The sequence below is a fragment of the Agrobacterium sp. FDAARGOS_525 genome, assembly GCF_003938925.1.
In the GTDB taxonomy this organism is placed as follows: domain Bacteria; phylum Pseudomonadota; class Alphaproteobacteria; order Rhizobiales; family Rhizobiaceae; genus Agrobacterium; species Agrobacterium pusense.
This window is the reverse complement of sequence record NZ_RKIU01000003.1, coordinates 1833569-1848826: the sequence shown is the minus strand read 5'-3', so window position 1 is coordinate 1848826 and position 15258 is coordinate 1833569. Positions and strand designations below refer to the sequence as shown.

The 15258-nt window shown below is 60.3% G+C and carries 17 protein-coding genes; 14 read left to right on the top strand and 3 right to left on the bottom strand.

The features are described from left to right. Positions 1 to 149: 149 nt before the first annotated feature. Entirely contained in the window at positions 150 to 770 is a 621-nt protein-coding gene (gene pdxH / locus EGT36_RS10330) for a pyridoxamine 5'-phosphate oxidase (RefSeq protein ID WP_037090787.1), read from the bottom strand. Between the two features lie 56 nt (positions 771 to 826). Here pdxH and EGT36_RS10325 point away from each other — a divergent pair, with 56 nt between their 5' ends. From EGT36_RS10325 to EGT36_RS10310, 4 genes are all read left to right on the top strand, one after another. Beyond that, positions 827 to 1276: an RT0821/Lpp0805 family surface protein gene (locus EGT36_RS10325; protein WP_004440354.1), complete on the top strand. Its 450-nt coding sequence runs from the start codon at positions 827 to 829 to the stop codon at positions 1274 to 1276. A gap of 212 nt (positions 1277 to 1488) precedes the next feature. Beyond that, positions 1489 to 2604, top strand: coding sequence for a DnaJ C-terminal domain-containing protein (locus EGT36_RS10320; RefSeq protein WP_037090789.1), 1116 nt, complete (start codon positions 1489 to 1491; stop codon positions 2602 to 2604). A 131-nt stretch (positions 2605 to 2735) separates the two neighbouring features. Further along, entirely contained in the window at positions 2736 to 3554 is an 819-nt protein-coding gene (fabI, locus tag EGT36_RS10315; RefSeq protein WP_004440350.1) for an enoyl-ACP reductase FabI, read from the top strand. 35 nt (positions 3555 to 3589) lie between these two features. Continuing rightward, positions 3590 to 4183, top strand: coding sequence for a histidine phosphatase family protein (locus EGT36_RS10310; RefSeq protein ID WP_037090791.1), 594 nt, complete (start codon positions 3590 to 3592; stop codon positions 4181 to 4183). Positions 4184 to 4400: 217 nt separating this feature from the next. On the opposite strand, the gene EGT36_RS10305 is transcribed toward EGT36_RS10310, so the two are convergent. Then, positions 4401 to 4661 carry a DUF1344 domain-containing protein gene (locus tag EGT36_RS10305; protein ID WP_006699882.1) on the bottom strand — a complete coding sequence of 87 codons (261 nt, stop codon included), beginning with the start codon at positions 4659 to 4661 and terminating at the stop codon, positions 4401 to 4403. Positions 4662 to 4744: 83 nt separating this feature from the next. Between EGT36_RS10305 and EGT36_RS30465 the strand changes: the two genes are divergently transcribed. From EGT36_RS30465 to ribB, 3 genes are all read left to right on the top strand, one after another. After that, entirely contained in the window at positions 4745 to 4999 is a 255-nt protein-coding gene (locus tag EGT36_RS30465) for a hypothetical protein (protein WP_172965640.1), read from the top strand. A 98-nt stretch (positions 5000 to 5097) separates the two neighbouring features. Continuing rightward, positions 5098 to 6195, top strand: a complete 1098-nt coding sequence (gene aroC / locus EGT36_RS10300) for a chorismate synthase (RefSeq protein ID WP_004440343.1) — start codon at positions 5098 to 5100, stop codon at positions 6193 to 6195. A gap of 11 nt (positions 6196 to 6206) precedes the next feature. Beyond that, a complete protein-coding gene (ribB, locus tag EGT36_RS10295; RefSeq protein ID WP_004440341.1) occupies positions 6207 to 7307 on the top strand; it encodes a 3,4-dihydroxy-2-butanone-4-phosphate synthase in 1101 nt (366 codons plus the stop codon). 269 nt (positions 7308 to 7576) lie between these two features. Here the strand turns inward: ribB and EGT36_RS10290 are convergent, their stop codons facing one another. Continuing rightward, positions 7577 to 8773, bottom strand: a complete 1197-nt coding sequence (locus tag EGT36_RS10290; RefSeq protein ID WP_125270581.1) for a winged helix-turn-helix domain-containing protein — start codon at positions 8771 to 8773, stop codon at positions 7577 to 7579. A gap of 112 nt (positions 8774 to 8885) precedes the next feature. On the opposite strand from EGT36_RS10290, the gene EGT36_RS10285 reads away from it, so the two are divergent. The 7 genes from EGT36_RS10285 (at position 8886) to dxs (ending at position 15225) form a co-directional block, all read left to right on the top strand. Further along, complete coding sequence (locus tag EGT36_RS10285) at positions 8886 to 9566, top strand: energy-coupling factor ABC transporter ATP-binding protein (RefSeq protein ID WP_037090793.1); 681 nt, start codon at positions 8886 to 8888, stop codon at positions 9564 to 9566. Then, positions 9563 to 10168 (top strand): energy-coupling factor transporter transmembrane component T family protein, encoded by a 606-nt coding sequence (locus tag EGT36_RS10280; RefSeq protein WP_022555725.1) that lies wholly within the window; start codon positions 9563 to 9565, stop codon positions 10166 to 10168. Before EGT36_RS10285 ends, EGT36_RS10280 begins: the two co-directional genes overlap by 4 nt. 31 nt (positions 10169 to 10199) lie before the next feature. Beyond that, entirely contained in the window at positions 10200 to 10763 is a 564-nt protein-coding gene (locus EGT36_RS10275) for a biotin transporter BioY (RefSeq protein WP_004440332.1), read from the top strand. 25 nt (positions 10764 to 10788) lie between these two features. Further along, positions 10789 to 11724, top strand: a complete 936-nt coding sequence (locus EGT36_RS10270) for a histone deacetylase family protein (protein WP_006699885.1) — start codon at positions 10789 to 10791, stop codon at positions 11722 to 11724. 2 nt (positions 11725 to 11726) lie between these two features. Beyond that, positions 11727 to 11981, top strand: a complete 255-nt coding sequence (locus tag EGT36_RS10265; protein WP_003503059.1) for an exodeoxyribonuclease VII small subunit — start codon at positions 11727 to 11729, stop codon at positions 11979 to 11981. 299 nt (positions 11982 to 12280) lie between these two features. Then, entirely contained in the window at positions 12281 to 13204 is a 924-nt protein-coding gene (locus EGT36_RS10260) for a pirin family protein (RefSeq protein WP_035209401.1), read from the top strand. A gap of 101 nt (positions 13205 to 13305) precedes the next feature. Continuing rightward, entirely contained in the window at positions 13306 to 15225 is a 1920-nt protein-coding gene (gene dxs / locus EGT36_RS10255; RefSeq protein ID WP_037090795.1) for a 1-deoxy-D-xylulose-5-phosphate synthase, read from the top strand. Positions 15226 to 15258 lie beyond the last annotated feature (33 nt).

Genomic DNA, 15258 nt, shown 5'->3' with positions numbered 1-15258 from the left:
CAACTCTAATCACGATTCTCCGGCAGCGTCGATTCGAAAGCGGACGGCGGATGGAATTTGCGCGACGAGCGTCTGCCGGGCCCCCTTGGCCCGGCGCTGTTTGATTTGCTGCTTAAACAGGCAGGCGCCAATGGCGCGGCCTGACGCCCTTAGGGGTACATGCGGACCTTGGACCAGGCACCGTCTGGCGTGTCGCGGCGGAATTCGATGCGGTCATGCAGGCGGAACTTGCGGTCATGCCAGAATTCGATGCTGACGGGGCGAATGCGGAAACCGGACCAATGGGACGGGCGCGGAATATCGCCGATCGCATATTTGGCAGTGTATTCAGCCACCGCCTTTTCCAGCGCGAAACGGCCTTCCAGCGGCCGTGACTGCTTGGATGCCCAGGCGCCGATGCGGCTGCCACGCGGGCGGGAGGCGTAATAGGCATCCGCCTCCTCGTCGCTCACGATCTCCACCTCGCCGCGCAGGCGCACCTGACGTCGCAGGCTCTTCCAGTGAAAACACATGGCCGCTTTTTTCTGGCCGAGGATCTCCCGGCCCTTCTGGCTTTCGAAATTCGTGTAGAACACGAAGCCGCGGCCATCGACGCCTTTCAGCAGCACCATGCGCACATTCGGCAGGCCATTTTCGTCCACGGTGGCGAGTGCCACCGCGTTCGGATCGTTGATCTCGGAAGCCGTCGCATCCTTCAGCCATTCGGCAAAAAGCGTGAAAGGTTCATTTTCTTCCGTGAAGTCACTGGATGTTAACCCCGTTTCCGACATATTGACTAAAATGCTCCCGAGCTGATTTGGACCCCAGAGATGATCTCTGGTGAAAGATGGTGACCGTCATAGCAAAGTCGAACAGTCGAACAAAGAGCCTCCTTTCGTCGGTAGCGGAAGTTTCCGCCGTCGTGTCGATGCTTGCGGTGCTGAGCGGATGCGTCAGCCTCGATCTGTTCGGCGGCGACAAGGTTGACCGCTCGCTTTCCACCGCCTCCGTGCCGAACCAGCAGAATGGCAGCGCCCAGACCGACGATGTGACCATTCGCAATGCGGTGACATCGGCCGATCTCGCCAAACTTGCCGACCAGCCGCTGCCCTGGGCGAACGCCGCCACCGGCAGCGCCGGCGTCGTGACCGCCATTCACGAAGACAAATCAAGCGGTTTCGTCTGCCGCGATTTCAAGACGACGCGCCACTCCTTCGAAGGGGTGGCAGCTTATTCCGGACAGGCCTGCCTGTCGGAAACCGGCGAATGGTTGATGACCCGCTTCGAGCAGAAATAATCTGTTTACCCTTCCATGGGGAATAGGCGCGGCCCCGGTGCGTCGAACCTGCTCCGTAAAGGAGTGATTAGCAACTTATTGCAACAGTCGACGTTGATTAAACCGAGGGCGTGCAGGCGAATGATCGCGGGCACCCCTTTTCGGAGGGGTTAGCTTCAGGATTGCGCCATGACGGGCGGCAGGCGCCTGAGCCAACGTAACTGGTGTTTCGCATGCGCGATCCATATTCGATCCTCGGCGTAAAACGTGACGCCCGCCACGAGGAAATCAAGGCCGCCTGGCGCACGAAGGCGAAAACCGTTCATCCGGACGCCAATCGCGACGATCCCGATGCCTCGGCGCGATTCGCCGAGATCGGACAGGCCTACGACCTTCTGAAAGACCCGAAAAAGCGCGATCTCTACGATCAGGCCCGCAAGGCTGCAGAAAAAAAGCAGCGCGATCAGACCATCATGCAGCAGCGGGAGGCCGCGCGCGAGGCGGCTGAACGCGCCAGGGCGGCCGAAAAGCTGATGGAAGAACTGGCCCGGGCGGACGCCCGCAACCGGACGCAGACCGGCCAGAAAACCGACGCCAGGACGGAAAGTGCCGAAGACATCGTCGAGCGGATTTTCGGCGCGGAGGCACAGAACGATCCCAAGGTACAGCAGGCGGCGGAAGCGGCAAAGGCTGCCGCAAGCGCCGTAAGAGGCGATGCGCCTGCCGCCGGCGAGACCGCCCAGTCCGGCGCTGGCGATGACAGGGCCACGCCCGTCTCGCTTGCCGCCAATCTCTTCAGCGCTCTCGTACGCCGGTTCCGCACGCCGCAACCAGCTCCCGAAAAGGCGCCCGATATCACGGCGGAGGCCATCGTCACGGTCGCCGATCTGCTGGAGCAAAAGTGGATTACCGTATCGCTTGCCGATGAACGAGAGGTTCGCTTCCAGCTGGAAGCCGGCATGACCGACGGACATGTGGTGCGGCTGAAGGGACAGGGGCTGAAGCTTCCGAACATGGCCCGCGGCGATCTCGCCGTGACATTGCTGACCGCGCGCGAGGACGCGTTTTCCCTTCGTGGCTTCGATATCCACACAACGTTGCCGATCTCGCTCAGCGATGCGGTTCTGGGCTGCGAAGCAAAGGTCAAGACGCCGCTTGGCGAGGAAAACATCACCATTCCAGCCTGGTCAGGCTCGGACCGCGCGCTCAGGATTGCCGGCAAGGGTCTTGCCGACGGCAATGGCGGCTCCGGCGATCTCGTCATCGAATTGCGCATCGTCCTGCACGAGAAGCCCGATGAAAAGGTGACGGACCTGATGCGCCACATGCGCGAAGGCCTTTATTTGTGAAAGTTTTGCGAATAACCGGGACAACGCACCCTTTGTTACGTTCCCTAACAGTTGATGATCCTTGGCAATCTTGAACAGGATTGCAGCCTATGCCATAGGCAGGACCGATCAAAAGTACTAGGGAGCATAAAATGGCTCAGGCATCCGGCCTCATGGCTGGCAAACGCGGCCTCATCATGGGTGTCGCCAATAATCGTTCCATCGCTTGGGGCATCGCCAAGGCCTGCGCCGACGCGGGCGCGGAAGTGGCTCTCACCTGGCAGGGCGATGCGCTGAAGAAGCGTGTCGAGCCGCTGGCCCAGGAACTCGGCGCCTTCATGGCCGGTCACTGCGATGTGACCGATCTCGAGACCATCGATGCGGTTTTTGCCAGCCTGGAAAAGCATTGGGGCAAGATCGACTTCGTCGTGCACGCCATTGCCTTTTCCGACAAGGATGAGCTGACCGGCCGTTACCTCGATACCAGCCGCGACAATTTCAACCGCACCATGGACATTTCCGTCTTCTCGCTGGCCGCCGTTGCCAAGCGGGCGGAGCCCGTCATGAATGACGGTGGTTCGATCGTGACGCTCACCTATTACGGCGCCGAAAAGGTGATGCCGAACTACAACGTCATGGGCGTGGCCAAGGCCGCGCTTGAGGCAAGCGTGCGTTACCTCGCCGTCGACCTCGGCAATCGCGGCATCCGCGTCAATGCCGTTTCCGCCGGCCCTATCAAGACGCTCGCTGCTTCCGGCATCGGCGACTTCCGTTACATTCTCAAGTGGAACGAATATAATGCGCCGCTGAAGCGCACCGTTTCGATCGAGGAAGTCGGCAAGTCGGCGCTTTACCTGCTCTCCGACCTTTCGACCGGCGTGACCGGCGAAATCCACCATGTCGATTCCGGTTACCACACCATCGGCATGAAGGCGGTGGATGCGCCTGACATTTCGGTGGTTAAGGACTGACGACAACCGGGAATGCTTGAAACTGGGGTATCGCCTTGCTCGTCTATGTGATCCGGCACGGACAAACGGACTGGAATGCGATACGCCGGCTTCAGGGCCAGAAAGACATTCCGCTCAATGATTTCGGCCGCCAGCAGGCGGTCGGCAATGGTCTGCTTCTCGCCCGCCTCCTGGGGGATCAGGCCGCGGATTTCGATTATGTAGCAAGCCCGCTCGGGCGCACGCGCGAGACAATGGAACTGATGCGCGGCGCGATGGGGCTCGATGCCAAGGCCTATCGCACCGACGACCGCCTCATCGAAGTTTCCTTTGGTGACTGGGAAGGGCAGACGTTGCCCGAGCTCAAGAAGGAATTTCCGGACCGGGTGAAGGCGCGCAAGGCCAACAAGTGGGATTTCATTCCCCCCGGGCAGGACGCCGAAAGCTATGAAATCCTCTCCTGGCGCATCGGCGCATGGCTCTCCTCCGTGGAGCGGCCGACAGTCTGCGTCTGCCATGGCGGCGTCATCCGCTCGATTTTCAGACTTGTTTCAGGCATGGACAAGGATGAGGCGTCGCGGACGCAAATCCCGCAGGACCAGATTTTGAAGGTCGAGATCGACAGGAACAGCGTGGAGTGGATTTCCTAGGGGCTGGCAGCTTTCCTATGATTGGCAGGACGTCGCAGCTTGTTTCTTCTCTCCCCCGGGGAGAGGTGGCCCGAAGGGTGGGATGAGGGGGCAACGTTGCCGGATTTCGGAGAGCTTGCTCCCTTACCCGCTGTCGCGGACTTCTCCCCGTCGAGGAGAAGAAACAGGTGGCACCCGCTCGTTTCACAAAGGGGGTTTTGACTTGGTAGGCGGCTGCTTACTCCACAACCTGCAGATCGTCGACCACACGTTTCCCATCCACTTCCGTGTAGAAGACAACGACCTTCACGCCCGCTTTCAGACCTTCGAAATTGAATTCTTCCGGCACACGATAGGTCTTGCCGTCGTTCAGCGTGATACTTAGACCGTTCGCGTCGATCTTGCTGATCGTGCCTTCCACGTCGACGCTCTGGGCGAAGCCGTTGATCGGCATCAGGAGGTTGGCGGTGGCCAGAAGGGCGGCAATCATCATACGCATCGATCTAGCTTTCGTGGATTTGCGTGAAAACCTTACATGCATGAAGAATTGCCTTTCGAATGTGGCGGAAATTGCCCGCAACCATGACATTTTCGGCCCAATTGATGAACGGATTTCAAATCCTGTTCAAGCCGTTAGTGATTTTTACACCGCATTTTCCGGCAATATTTGAAAACTCGGGTTTAGGGTGGAAAACCCCGGCTCTTTTACAATTTCGTCATCTCACAAAACCCGTCGATACGGTCGAATCACTTTCCGTCGCCCATGGCGGGACTGTCGTTTTTCGTCCTTTCGCAAGTCGTGAACGGTACGTCACCTTCTTATCGCGTTTGCGATGAAAGAAAGGCTTTTGCCTTGCCCGGATTTTCCACTAAGACAAATCCGCTTGTTTTAAACGGCGCTGTCCACAGGCGCCCCGTTTTCCGGTTTGAGAATTATGTCGCATAACAGTTTCGGTCATCTTTTCCGCGTTACCACCTGGGGAGAAAGCCACGGGCCGGCGCTTGGCTGCGTGGTGGATGGTTGCCCGCCCGGCATCCGGTTTACCCTTGCGGAGGTGCAGCACTGGATGGACAAGCGCAAGCCGGGCCAGAGCCGCTTCGTCACCCAGCGGCGCGAGGACGATATCGTCAAGGTCCTTTCCGGCGTCATGCTGGATGAGGACGGCGAGACGATGACGACAACAGGCACGCCGATTTCCATGCTGATCGAAAACACCGACCAGCGCTCCAAGGATTATGGCGAGATCGCCAGGCGATTCCGCCCCGGACATGCGGATTTCACCTATGACCTGAAATATGGCATTCGCGATTATCGCGGCGGCGGTCGCTCTTCCGCGCGCGAGACGGCGGCGCGTGTCGCTGCCGGCGCAATCGCGCGAAAGGTGGTACCCAGCCTTAACGTGCGCGGCGCGCTGGTGCAGATCGGCAAACACAGGATCAACCGCGACAACTGGGATTGGGATCAGGTCGATCAGAACCCGTTCTTCTGCCCTGATGCCGCCATGGTGCCCGTCTGGGAAGAATATCTCGACGGCATCCGCAAGGCCGGTTCGTCCATTGGCGCCGTCGTCGAAGTGATCGCCGAAGGCGTTCCGGCGGGCATCGGCGCACCGATCTACGCCAAGCTTGACCAGGATATTGCCTCCAGCCTGATGTCGATCAACGCCGTCAAGGGCGTGGAAATCGGTGAGGGTTTCGCCTCCGCCGAGCTTTCCGGCGAGGAGAATGCCGATGAAATGCGCATGGGCAATGACGGCAGGCCGATCTTCCTCTCCAATCATGCCGGCGGCATTCTGGGTGGCATTGCGACCGGCGAGCCCGTCATCGCGCGCTTTGCCATCAAGCCGACCTCGTCAATCCTGACCGAGCGCCAGTCGATCGACGCCGATGGCAACAATGTCGACGTGCGCACCAAGGGACGCCACGACCCCTGCGTCGGCATTCGTGCCGTGCCGATCGGCGAAGCGATGGTGGCCTGCACCGTTGCCGACCATTATCTGAGGGATCGCGGCCAGACCGGCCGGTTGAAGTGAGGTATTCCGCCATGGCCTATGACCAGAAACGCGTTGTCGATGCCATCCGCGCTTTCGAAGCCGGTGAAATCGTTGTCGTGACCGATGATGATGACCGTGAGAACGAGGGCGATCTGATCATTTCAGCGGTCCACTGCACGGCAGAAAAGATGGCTTTCATCGTGCGCCACACGTCAGGCATCGTCTGCGCCCCCATGCCGCGCGAAGAAGCCAAGCGCCTGAACCTCAATGCCATGGTGGCCGAAAATGACAGCGCCCATACCACGGCCTTCACCGTCAGCGTCGATTTCAAGCACGGCACCACAACTGGCATTTCCGCCGATGACCGCACGCTGACGGTGCGCAATCTCGCCAATCCCAATGTCGGAGCCGCCGATTTTACCCGGCCCGGACACATTTTCCCGCTGATTGCCCGTGAGGGCGGCGTCCTGATGCGCTCGGGACATACGGAAGCCGCGGTCGACCTCTGCAAGCTGGCAGGCCTGCCGCCGATCGGTGTCATCTGCGAACTCGTCAATGATGACGGCACCGTGACGCGCGGACCGCAGGTCACCGCCTTTGCGGAAAAACATCAGCTCAAGCAGGTGTCGGTTGCCGATCTGATAGCCTATCGCCAGCGCAAGGAAACGCTGGTGGAGATGGAATCCTCCTTCACCATCGAAACGCCCTTCGGCCCGGCCAGAGCGCAGACCTACTCCCTTCCCTGGGACCGGATGCAGCACATGGCGGTGATTTTCGGCGACATCAGGGACGGTGTCGACATTCCCGTGCGCCTGCACCCGGAAAACGTCGCTGACGACGTGTTCGGCGACCGCCAGCCAGTGCGGCACTACATGCAGAAGATCGCCGAGGAAGGCCGCGGCGTCATCGTCTATCTGCGTGAAGGCTCCGTCGGCGTCGGCCAGGTTGCGGGGCGGCGCAAGGCGCGCGACCCGGACGAGGCACACGCCCAGGCCCGCTCGCGGGAAAACGAATGGCTGGAAATCGGTCTCGGCGCGCAAATCCTCAAAGACCTCGGCATCAGCTCGATCAAGCTGATGACCACGCGCGAACGCCATTATGTCGGTCTCGAAGGATTTGGCATCAAGATTTCCGCGACGGATATCGGGTGAGCCTGGGTTTTGCCTGGTCTCGCCGCGCAATTGTGAGGCGAGCGGGTTCCGCCTGCTTCTTCTCGCCGCCGGGGAGAAGTCCGTGGCAGCGGGATGAGGGGGCTAGCTCTCCGTAAATCTCTACCGTTGCCCCCTCATCCGACCCTTCGGGCCACCTTCTCCCCGGCGGGGAGAAGAAATATGCCGCAACGCCGCGCTACAATGGGGTATCACGGATCGGTAACCTTGAGTCCGAGGGCACCTCTCTCGCAATCATTCGTGCGAAAAACTCAGTTGTCCTCCCGCCAGCCCTCCAGATAGTTCACGCTCTCGACCCCTGTGAACTTCGCAAGCCGCGACAATTCCGCATCGAGCTTTTCCAGCCGCCCGGCCGAAGCGCGCACGCCGGGCTCGAGCCACAGGCGGCGTACATCCAGAGTGCTGCCTTTGCGCTCCGCCTTCATGTCGATGCGACCGATCAGACGGTCGCCTTCCAGAAGCGGAAAAACATAATAGCCATATTGCCGCTTCGGCTCCGGCACGAAGACCTCGATGCGATAATAAAAGCCGAATAGCCGCTCCGTGCGGTTTCGGTCACGCAGCAAAGGGTCGAAGGGGCTCAGCACGCGAACGCGGGAGGACGGTTCCGGTACGTCCGTCAGGTCGGCAGTGAAATCGGCAAAGGCATAGGACTGGCGGGCAGTATCGCCGTCACTTGCGAGAAGCGATACCTCGCACAATTCATCGCGATGGTTTTTGACCCAGTCTCTCGCCTCCTGCGGGGTAACGAGGTCGAAAAAAGCGGCGATTTCGCCGTGGGTGGCGAAACCCAGCCGTTTCAGCGCCTCGCGGCAGGCCCAGTCGACGAATTCGGCGTGCTCCACTTCGGTCTCGTGATGCTCACCGGGAATGACCCGTTCGGCCAGATCATAGACCTTCTGGAAGTTCACACGGCCGGCAATTGCAAGCTTGCCGGTGTGCCAGAGATATTCGAGTGCGGTCTTGGAGGGATGCCAGTTCCACCAGCCACCGGACTGGTGTCCCTCCTCTTTAAGCTCCCGCGCCAGCACCGGCCCGGTTGCGGCGATGCGCTCCAGCGTTTCGCCGAACGCGGCATCGAAACCCTCACCGTGCCATTTGCGCCAGCGTTCCTGAATGATCGGCTCGCGGCGGCGGAAGCGGTGTTTCCAATAGGGATAAAATTCCGTCGGCAGGATGGAGGCATCATGCGTCCAGTGCTCGAAAAGCGCGCGATCCTTTTCCAGCAGCGTGGTCAGATGGTTGCGCCTGTAGGTCTGGTTGCGGGAGAAAATAATCTGGTGATGGGCGCGCGCCACCGTGCCGATGCTGTCCACCTGCACGAAGCCGAGATCGGTGATGAGCTGCAGCAGCCCATCCTTGGAAAGCGCCTTGCCGGGCGGGGAGGAAAGGCCCTGCCGCGCCAGAAAAATTCGCCTTGCTGCTTCGTTCGAAACCTTGATTGTCATGGCCCAGAAGGTATGACGGCTTTTTCGCGAATGCAATGTTCTTTTTTTGTTCCTTGTTTCGCTTCTGTTGATGACGGGATATAGAACCGGAAACGAGCGCGAGGATGTAAGTTTGGAAATCCGTTTCGATGCCGCCGGTGTCGTTTTCGAGGGCCGGCAGGTCCTGCAGCCGCTGTCTTTGACGTTGACGGAACGGCGTATCGGCGTAATCGGTCTCAATGGTTCCGGTAAGACCACCTTTGCCCGGCTGATCAACGGGCTGAACAAGCCAAGCGAGGGCAAGGTTTCGGTGAACGGTCTCGACACCGTGAGCGACGCCAGGGCCATCCTGCAGATGGTCGGTTTCATCTTCCAGAATCCCCAAAACCAGATCATCCTGCCGATCGTGCGCGACGATGTCGCCTTCGGGCTGAAGCGGCTCGGCCTCGGCAAGGCCGAAACTGAAAATCGGGTGAAGGTCGTTCTGGCCGGACTCGGCATCGCGCAGCTGGAAGACCGGCGCGCGCATGAGCTTTCCGGCGGTGAGCTACAGCTTGCAGCGCTTGCCGCCCTTCTGGTGACCGAACCGCAAATCCTCATTCTCGATGAGCCAACCAACCAGCTTGATCTCAAAAACCGCGCAGTCGTGGAAATAACCATGGCGGCGCTGTCCCAGGCGCTGATTGTCATAACCCACGATCTGCCGTTGCTTCGGGGTTTCGACCGGGTGCTGGTTTTCCATGAGGGTGCGCTTATTGCAGATGCTGCACCTGAAGAGGCGGTGGCGCGCTATCTGGAGGTGGCGTCGCGATGAAATCGCTGCATGTCGAGGGCACCGGCTGGCTATACCGCGTCTCGCCGCGCCTCAAGCTTCTGACGCTCATGGGCTTCAGCATTGCATTGTTCCTCACCCGCGACTTGCTGGTTCTCGCATGCGCGATGGTTCTGGCCGCGCTAGTTCTGGGCGCGACGCGGCTGCCCCTCAAGGACATCGCCCTGCGGCTGCGGCCGGTGATGCTGACGATCTTCCTCGTCGCCGGCTTCAGCTATCTCCTGCTTCCGGCCCACGATGCCAGTGTCAATCTTATGCGGCTGACGGCACTTGCGTTGCTCGCCACCGCGGTCACCATCACCGTCAGCATTTCGCAGTTCATGGACGAAATTACACGTGCTGCCTCCCCGCTGGAAAGGCTGGGGCTGCTCAAGGCCGCCGATATCGGGCTTGCAGTCGGGCTGGTGGTGCGCTTCGTGCCTGAGATCGTCAACCGTTACCATGCGGTGCGCGATGCCCACCGGGCGCGTGGCCTGCCCGTGCGGATGGCGACCATCATCGTGCCCCTCGTCATTATGACGTTGAAGGATGCCGATGCCATTGCCGACGCCATTGACGCGCGCGGTTTCAGAGGCCAAAGCTGACGGCCAGACAACCATCCGGAGTTTCCGAGCCATGACGACCCGCGACCTTGTGCTGATTTCGCTGTTTTCCGCCATCATCATCGCGCTCGGGCTTTTGCCGCCGATCACGCTCGGTTTCATTCCGGTGCCGATTACCGCGCAGTCGCTCGGCGTCATGCTCGCCGGCGTCGTCCTCGGCGCAAAACGCGGCACGCTCGCGGTTCTGCTGACGATCCTGATTGCCGCCATCGGCCTGCCGGTGCTTTCGGGCGGACGTGGCGGTCTTTCGATCTTCACCACGCCGACAACGGGCTTCCTGATCGGCTGGATCGCAGCCGTTTTCGTCACCGGCACGCTCTCGGAAAAACTCGTCAATCGCAGCCAGTCCGCTCTGGCGCAGGGTGTTGGCTTTTTCGTCGCCAGCCTGATCGGCGGCGTGGTCGTGCTTTATGCTTTCGGCATCACCTACCTGGCGGTGGTCGTCGGTCTCGGTTTTGAAAAGGCTTTCATGGGTTCGCTCGCCTTCATCCCGGGTGATGCGCTGAAGGCCGTGCTGGCAGCCCTTGCCGGCCGCGCCGTCATGGCGGGTTATCCGCTGCTGCCGCAGCGCGCCTGAAAACACTTTCTTCGGGAGGAAAAGAATGGCGACGCGTTTATACGAACATCCGATCTTCCTCGAGCATATCACGCCTTCCGGCCATCCCGAGCGGCCGGACCGCCTGCGGTCGCTGAACATCGCGCTCGAACATCCGAATTTCGAGCGCCTTGATCGCAAAGAAGCGCCTCAGGCCAATGAGGATGCGGTGCTGCTGGCGCATCCGGAAGAGCATCTGCTTGCCGTGATGCGACAGATTCCGGAAGAGGATGGCGAGATCAACCGCATTGAGGCCGACACTTACGTTTCGCAAAAAAGCCTGCAGGCGGCGCTGACCGGCATCGGCGCCGCAATGGCGGCAGTAGACGATGTCTTTACCGGCGCTGCCGACAATGTCTTCGTTGCAGCCCGCCCGCCTGGCCACCATGCCGAGACCGCCAAGGCCATGGGCTTCTGTCTTTTCAACAATGTGGCGATCGCCGCCCGCCACGCGCAGAAGGCGCATGGTGCCGAGCGCGTCGCCATCATCGACTGGGATGTGCACCACGGCAACGGCACGCAGGACATCTTCTGGAACGACACATCCGTGCTGTTCTGTTCCACCCACCAGATGCCGCTTTATCCGTGGAGCGGCGATAAAAACGAAACCGGCGTGAAGAACAACGTCGTCAACGCACCGCTTTCTCCGAACACCGGCAGCGAACATTTCCGCGAGGCATTCAAATCACGCGTTTTGCCGGCGATTGCGGATTTTTCGCCCGATCTCATTCTCATCTCCGCCGGTTTCGACGCGCATCACCGTGATCCGCTGGCGCAGATCAATCTGGTGGGAGAGGATTTCGACTGGGCGACGGGCCGGCTCTTGGAGATGGCGGATAAATACACTTCGAACCGGGTCGTCAGCCTGCTGGAAGGCGGTTATGATCTGGAAGGGCTGGCGGAATCGGCAGCCATGCATATTTTGAGAATGATGAAGGGTTGAACATGACGGAAAATGCCAACACAGCCGATGTCAGCGGTTATTCGTTCGAAAAAGCCGTCGCCGAGCTGGAAAGCATTGTCGCACGTCTGGAACGCGGCGACGTGGCGCTGGACGAATCCATCGCCATCTATGAGCGCGGCGAAGCCCTGAAGAAGCATTGCGAAACGCTGCTGAACGCTGCCGAAAAGCGCATCGAGAAGATCCGTCTCGACCGCGCCGGCAAGCCGCAGGGTGTGGAGCCGCTTGACGGAGAGTGATTGCGTTTAGGGTGAGCGTTCGGACGGGATTCGATAAGGTAGCCACCTCCCGATTTAAACGCTAGACGTCATCCTCGGGCTTGTCCCGAGGATCTGCAATGCATTGATTTTCTTGACGTGTTTAGATCCTCGGGACAAGCCCGAGGATGACGGAGGAGAGGTTTGAGAACTTTCTCCGGCCGTAAGGTGTTCTCACAATGTCGTGTTAACAAGGATCGTTGACGCTGCGTTCGATATCGCGATGCTCCCCTCCCCCTCGGTTATGCTAAACTCCCGCCAGACGATACGAGGAGCTGACCATGTCCTTCTTTCCCGGTAACGATCCCGTCGCGGGCGATGCCTTTGCCTGCGACGCCATCGAGAACCTCATCATCCCCCGCACCAGCGATATTGGCGGCTTTGCGGTGCGGCGCGCGCTACCGACGCGGCAGCGGCGGCTTGTCGGTCCCTTCATCTTTTTCGATCGCATGGGTCCGGCGATACTGAAGGCCGGTGAGGCGCTGGATGTGAAGCCGCATCCGCATATCGGGCTTTCCACCGTCACCTATCTGTTCGACGGCGAAATCAAGCATCGAGACAGTCTCGGCACCGAGCTTGTCATCCGCCCCGGCGACATCAACCTGATGACGGCCGGGCGCGGCATCGTGCATTCGGAACGCACGCCGGAAAACCTGCGCGGCCATCCGCTTTCCATGTCGGGCCTCCAGACCTGGCTTGCCCTGCCCGACCATATGGAGGAAATCGACCCGGCCTTTGCCCACACGGCAAAGGAAGAGATGCCGCTGATCGATATCAAGGGCGCGTCGGGTCGTGTAGTGATCGGTGAATTCGAGGGCCTCACCTCCCCCGTTGCGGCCTTCACGGATACGCTTTATGTCGACCTGACGCTGGAGCCGGGGGCAAAGTTTCCCTTTTCCGCCGATCATGAGGAGCGGGCGATCTATATCCTGTCCGGCTCGCTGGATGTGGCGGGCGATATCTTCGCCGCCGACCAGCTGCTCGTCTTCCGGCCGGGTGACGACATCACGCTTCAGGCCGGCAGCAATGGCTGTCACATCATGATCTTTGGCGGGGCAGCGCTGAATGAGCGCCGATACATCTGGTGGAACTTCGTTTCGTCATCAAAAGAACGCATAGAACAGGCCAAACAGGAGTGGAGAACGGGACGCTTCGACATCGTTCCCGGCGACGAAGAAGAGTTTGTCCCTTTGCCGGAAGGTTGAAATTCTATAGAAGTATACGACATGCATGGTTCACCCGGCGGCTTTCGCGATGAAAGACGTTCTCACGCGCCGCGCGGGGACCACCAGAAAAGGCCGAACGATTGACCGGAATGCCACAGACACCATTGCTTGACCGGGTGAATTTTCCCTCCGATCTCAAGGAGATCGATGATCGCGACTTGCCGGAACTGGCAAGGGAACTGCGCGACGAGATGATTGACGCCGTGTCGAAAACCGGTGGGCATCTGGGTGCCGGCCTTGGCGTTGTGGAATTGACGATTGCCATCCACAAGGTCTTCAACACGCCCGAAGACCGGCTGATCTTCGATGTCGGCCATCAATGTTACCCGCACAAGATCCTGACCGGCCGGCGTGATCGCATCCGCACGCTGCGGCAGGAAGGTGGCCTTTCCGGTTTCACCCGCCGTGCGGAAAGCGAATATGATGATTTCGGCGCCGGCCATTCTTCTACCTCCATTTCCGCCGGTCTCGGCATGGCGGTGGCGGCGGGCTTGGATGGCAGCGACCGCAAGGTCATTGCTGTCATCGGTGACGGTTCCATGTCTGCCGGCATGGCGTTTGAGGCACTGAACAATGCCGGCGCGCTCGATGCACGACTGATCGTCATCCTCAACGACAACGACATGTCCATTGCGCCGCCGACGGGCGCGATGAGCGCCTATCTGGCGCGTCTCGCCTCCGGCCGCACCTATATGGGTTTTCGCGATTTCGGCAAGAAGCTGACGGCGTATCTCGGGAAGACGATCGACCGCGCCATTACCCGCGCCGTGACCCATGCGCGCGGTTACGTGACCGGCGGCACGCTGTTCGAGGAGCTTGGTTTCTATCACATCGGCCCGATCGACGGTCACTCCTTCGACCACCTTTTGCCGGTGCTGCGCAATGTGCGCGACAACCAGAAAGGCCCTGTCCTCATCCATGTGGTGACGCAGAAGGGCAAGGGTTATGCGCCGGCGGAAGCCGCAGCCGACAAATATCACGGCGTCAACAAGTTCGACGTCATCACCGGCGCGCAGGCAAAAGCCAAGCCGAATGCGCCGAGCTATACCAGCGTCTTTGCCGAGGCGCTGATCCAGGAAGCCACGCTCGATGAGAAAATCATCGGTGTGACGGCCGCGATGCCCAACGGTACCGGCCTCGACAAGATGGCCGAGCTGTTCCCGGCGCGCACCTTCGATGTCGGCATTGCCGAACAGCATGCCGTCACCTTTGCGGCGGGGCTTGCGGCTGACGGTTACAAGCCGTTCTGCGCGCTTTATTCCACCTTCCTGCAACGCGGTTACGACCAGCTGGTGCATGATGTGGCGATCCAGAGCCTGCCCGTGCGTTTCCCGATCGACCGCGCCGGTTTTGTCGGCGCCGACGGGCCGACCCATGCCGGCTCCTTCGACACGACTTTCCTCGCCACCCTCCCCGGCATGGTAGTTATGGCGGCCTCGGATGAGGCGGAGCTGAAACACATGGTCCGCACGGCGGCCGCCTATGACGAAGGCCCGATTTCCTTCCGTTATCCGCGCGGAGAAGGTGTCGGCGTCGAGATGCCCGCACGTGGGGAGATTCTTCAGATCGGCAAGGGTCGCATCATCAAGGAAGGCACGAAGGTTGCCTTGCTTTCCTTCGGAACCCGCCTTGCGGAATGCCTGGCGGCGGCCGAAGACCTGGACGCCGCCGGCCTTTCCACCACGGTTGCCGATGCGCGCTTCGCCAAGCCGCTCGATCTCGATCTCATCCGACAGCTTGCCGCCCATCACGAGGTTCTGGTGACGATAGAAGAAGGCTCGGTCGGCGGTTTTGGCGCACATGTGCTGCATTTCATGGCAAGCGCCGGCCTGCTCGATCACGGCCCCAAGGTGCGGACACTCACACTGCCCGACCAGTGGGTGGAACAGGCCAAGCCAGAGACCATGTATGCCAATGCCGGCCTCGACCGGGCCGGCATCATTTCCACGGTGTTCAATGCGCTCGGCCAGCGTCAGGCCGGAGTCGGTTTCGCCGGCTGACAAAATTGCCGGGACAGGAGGCGGGACTATCCC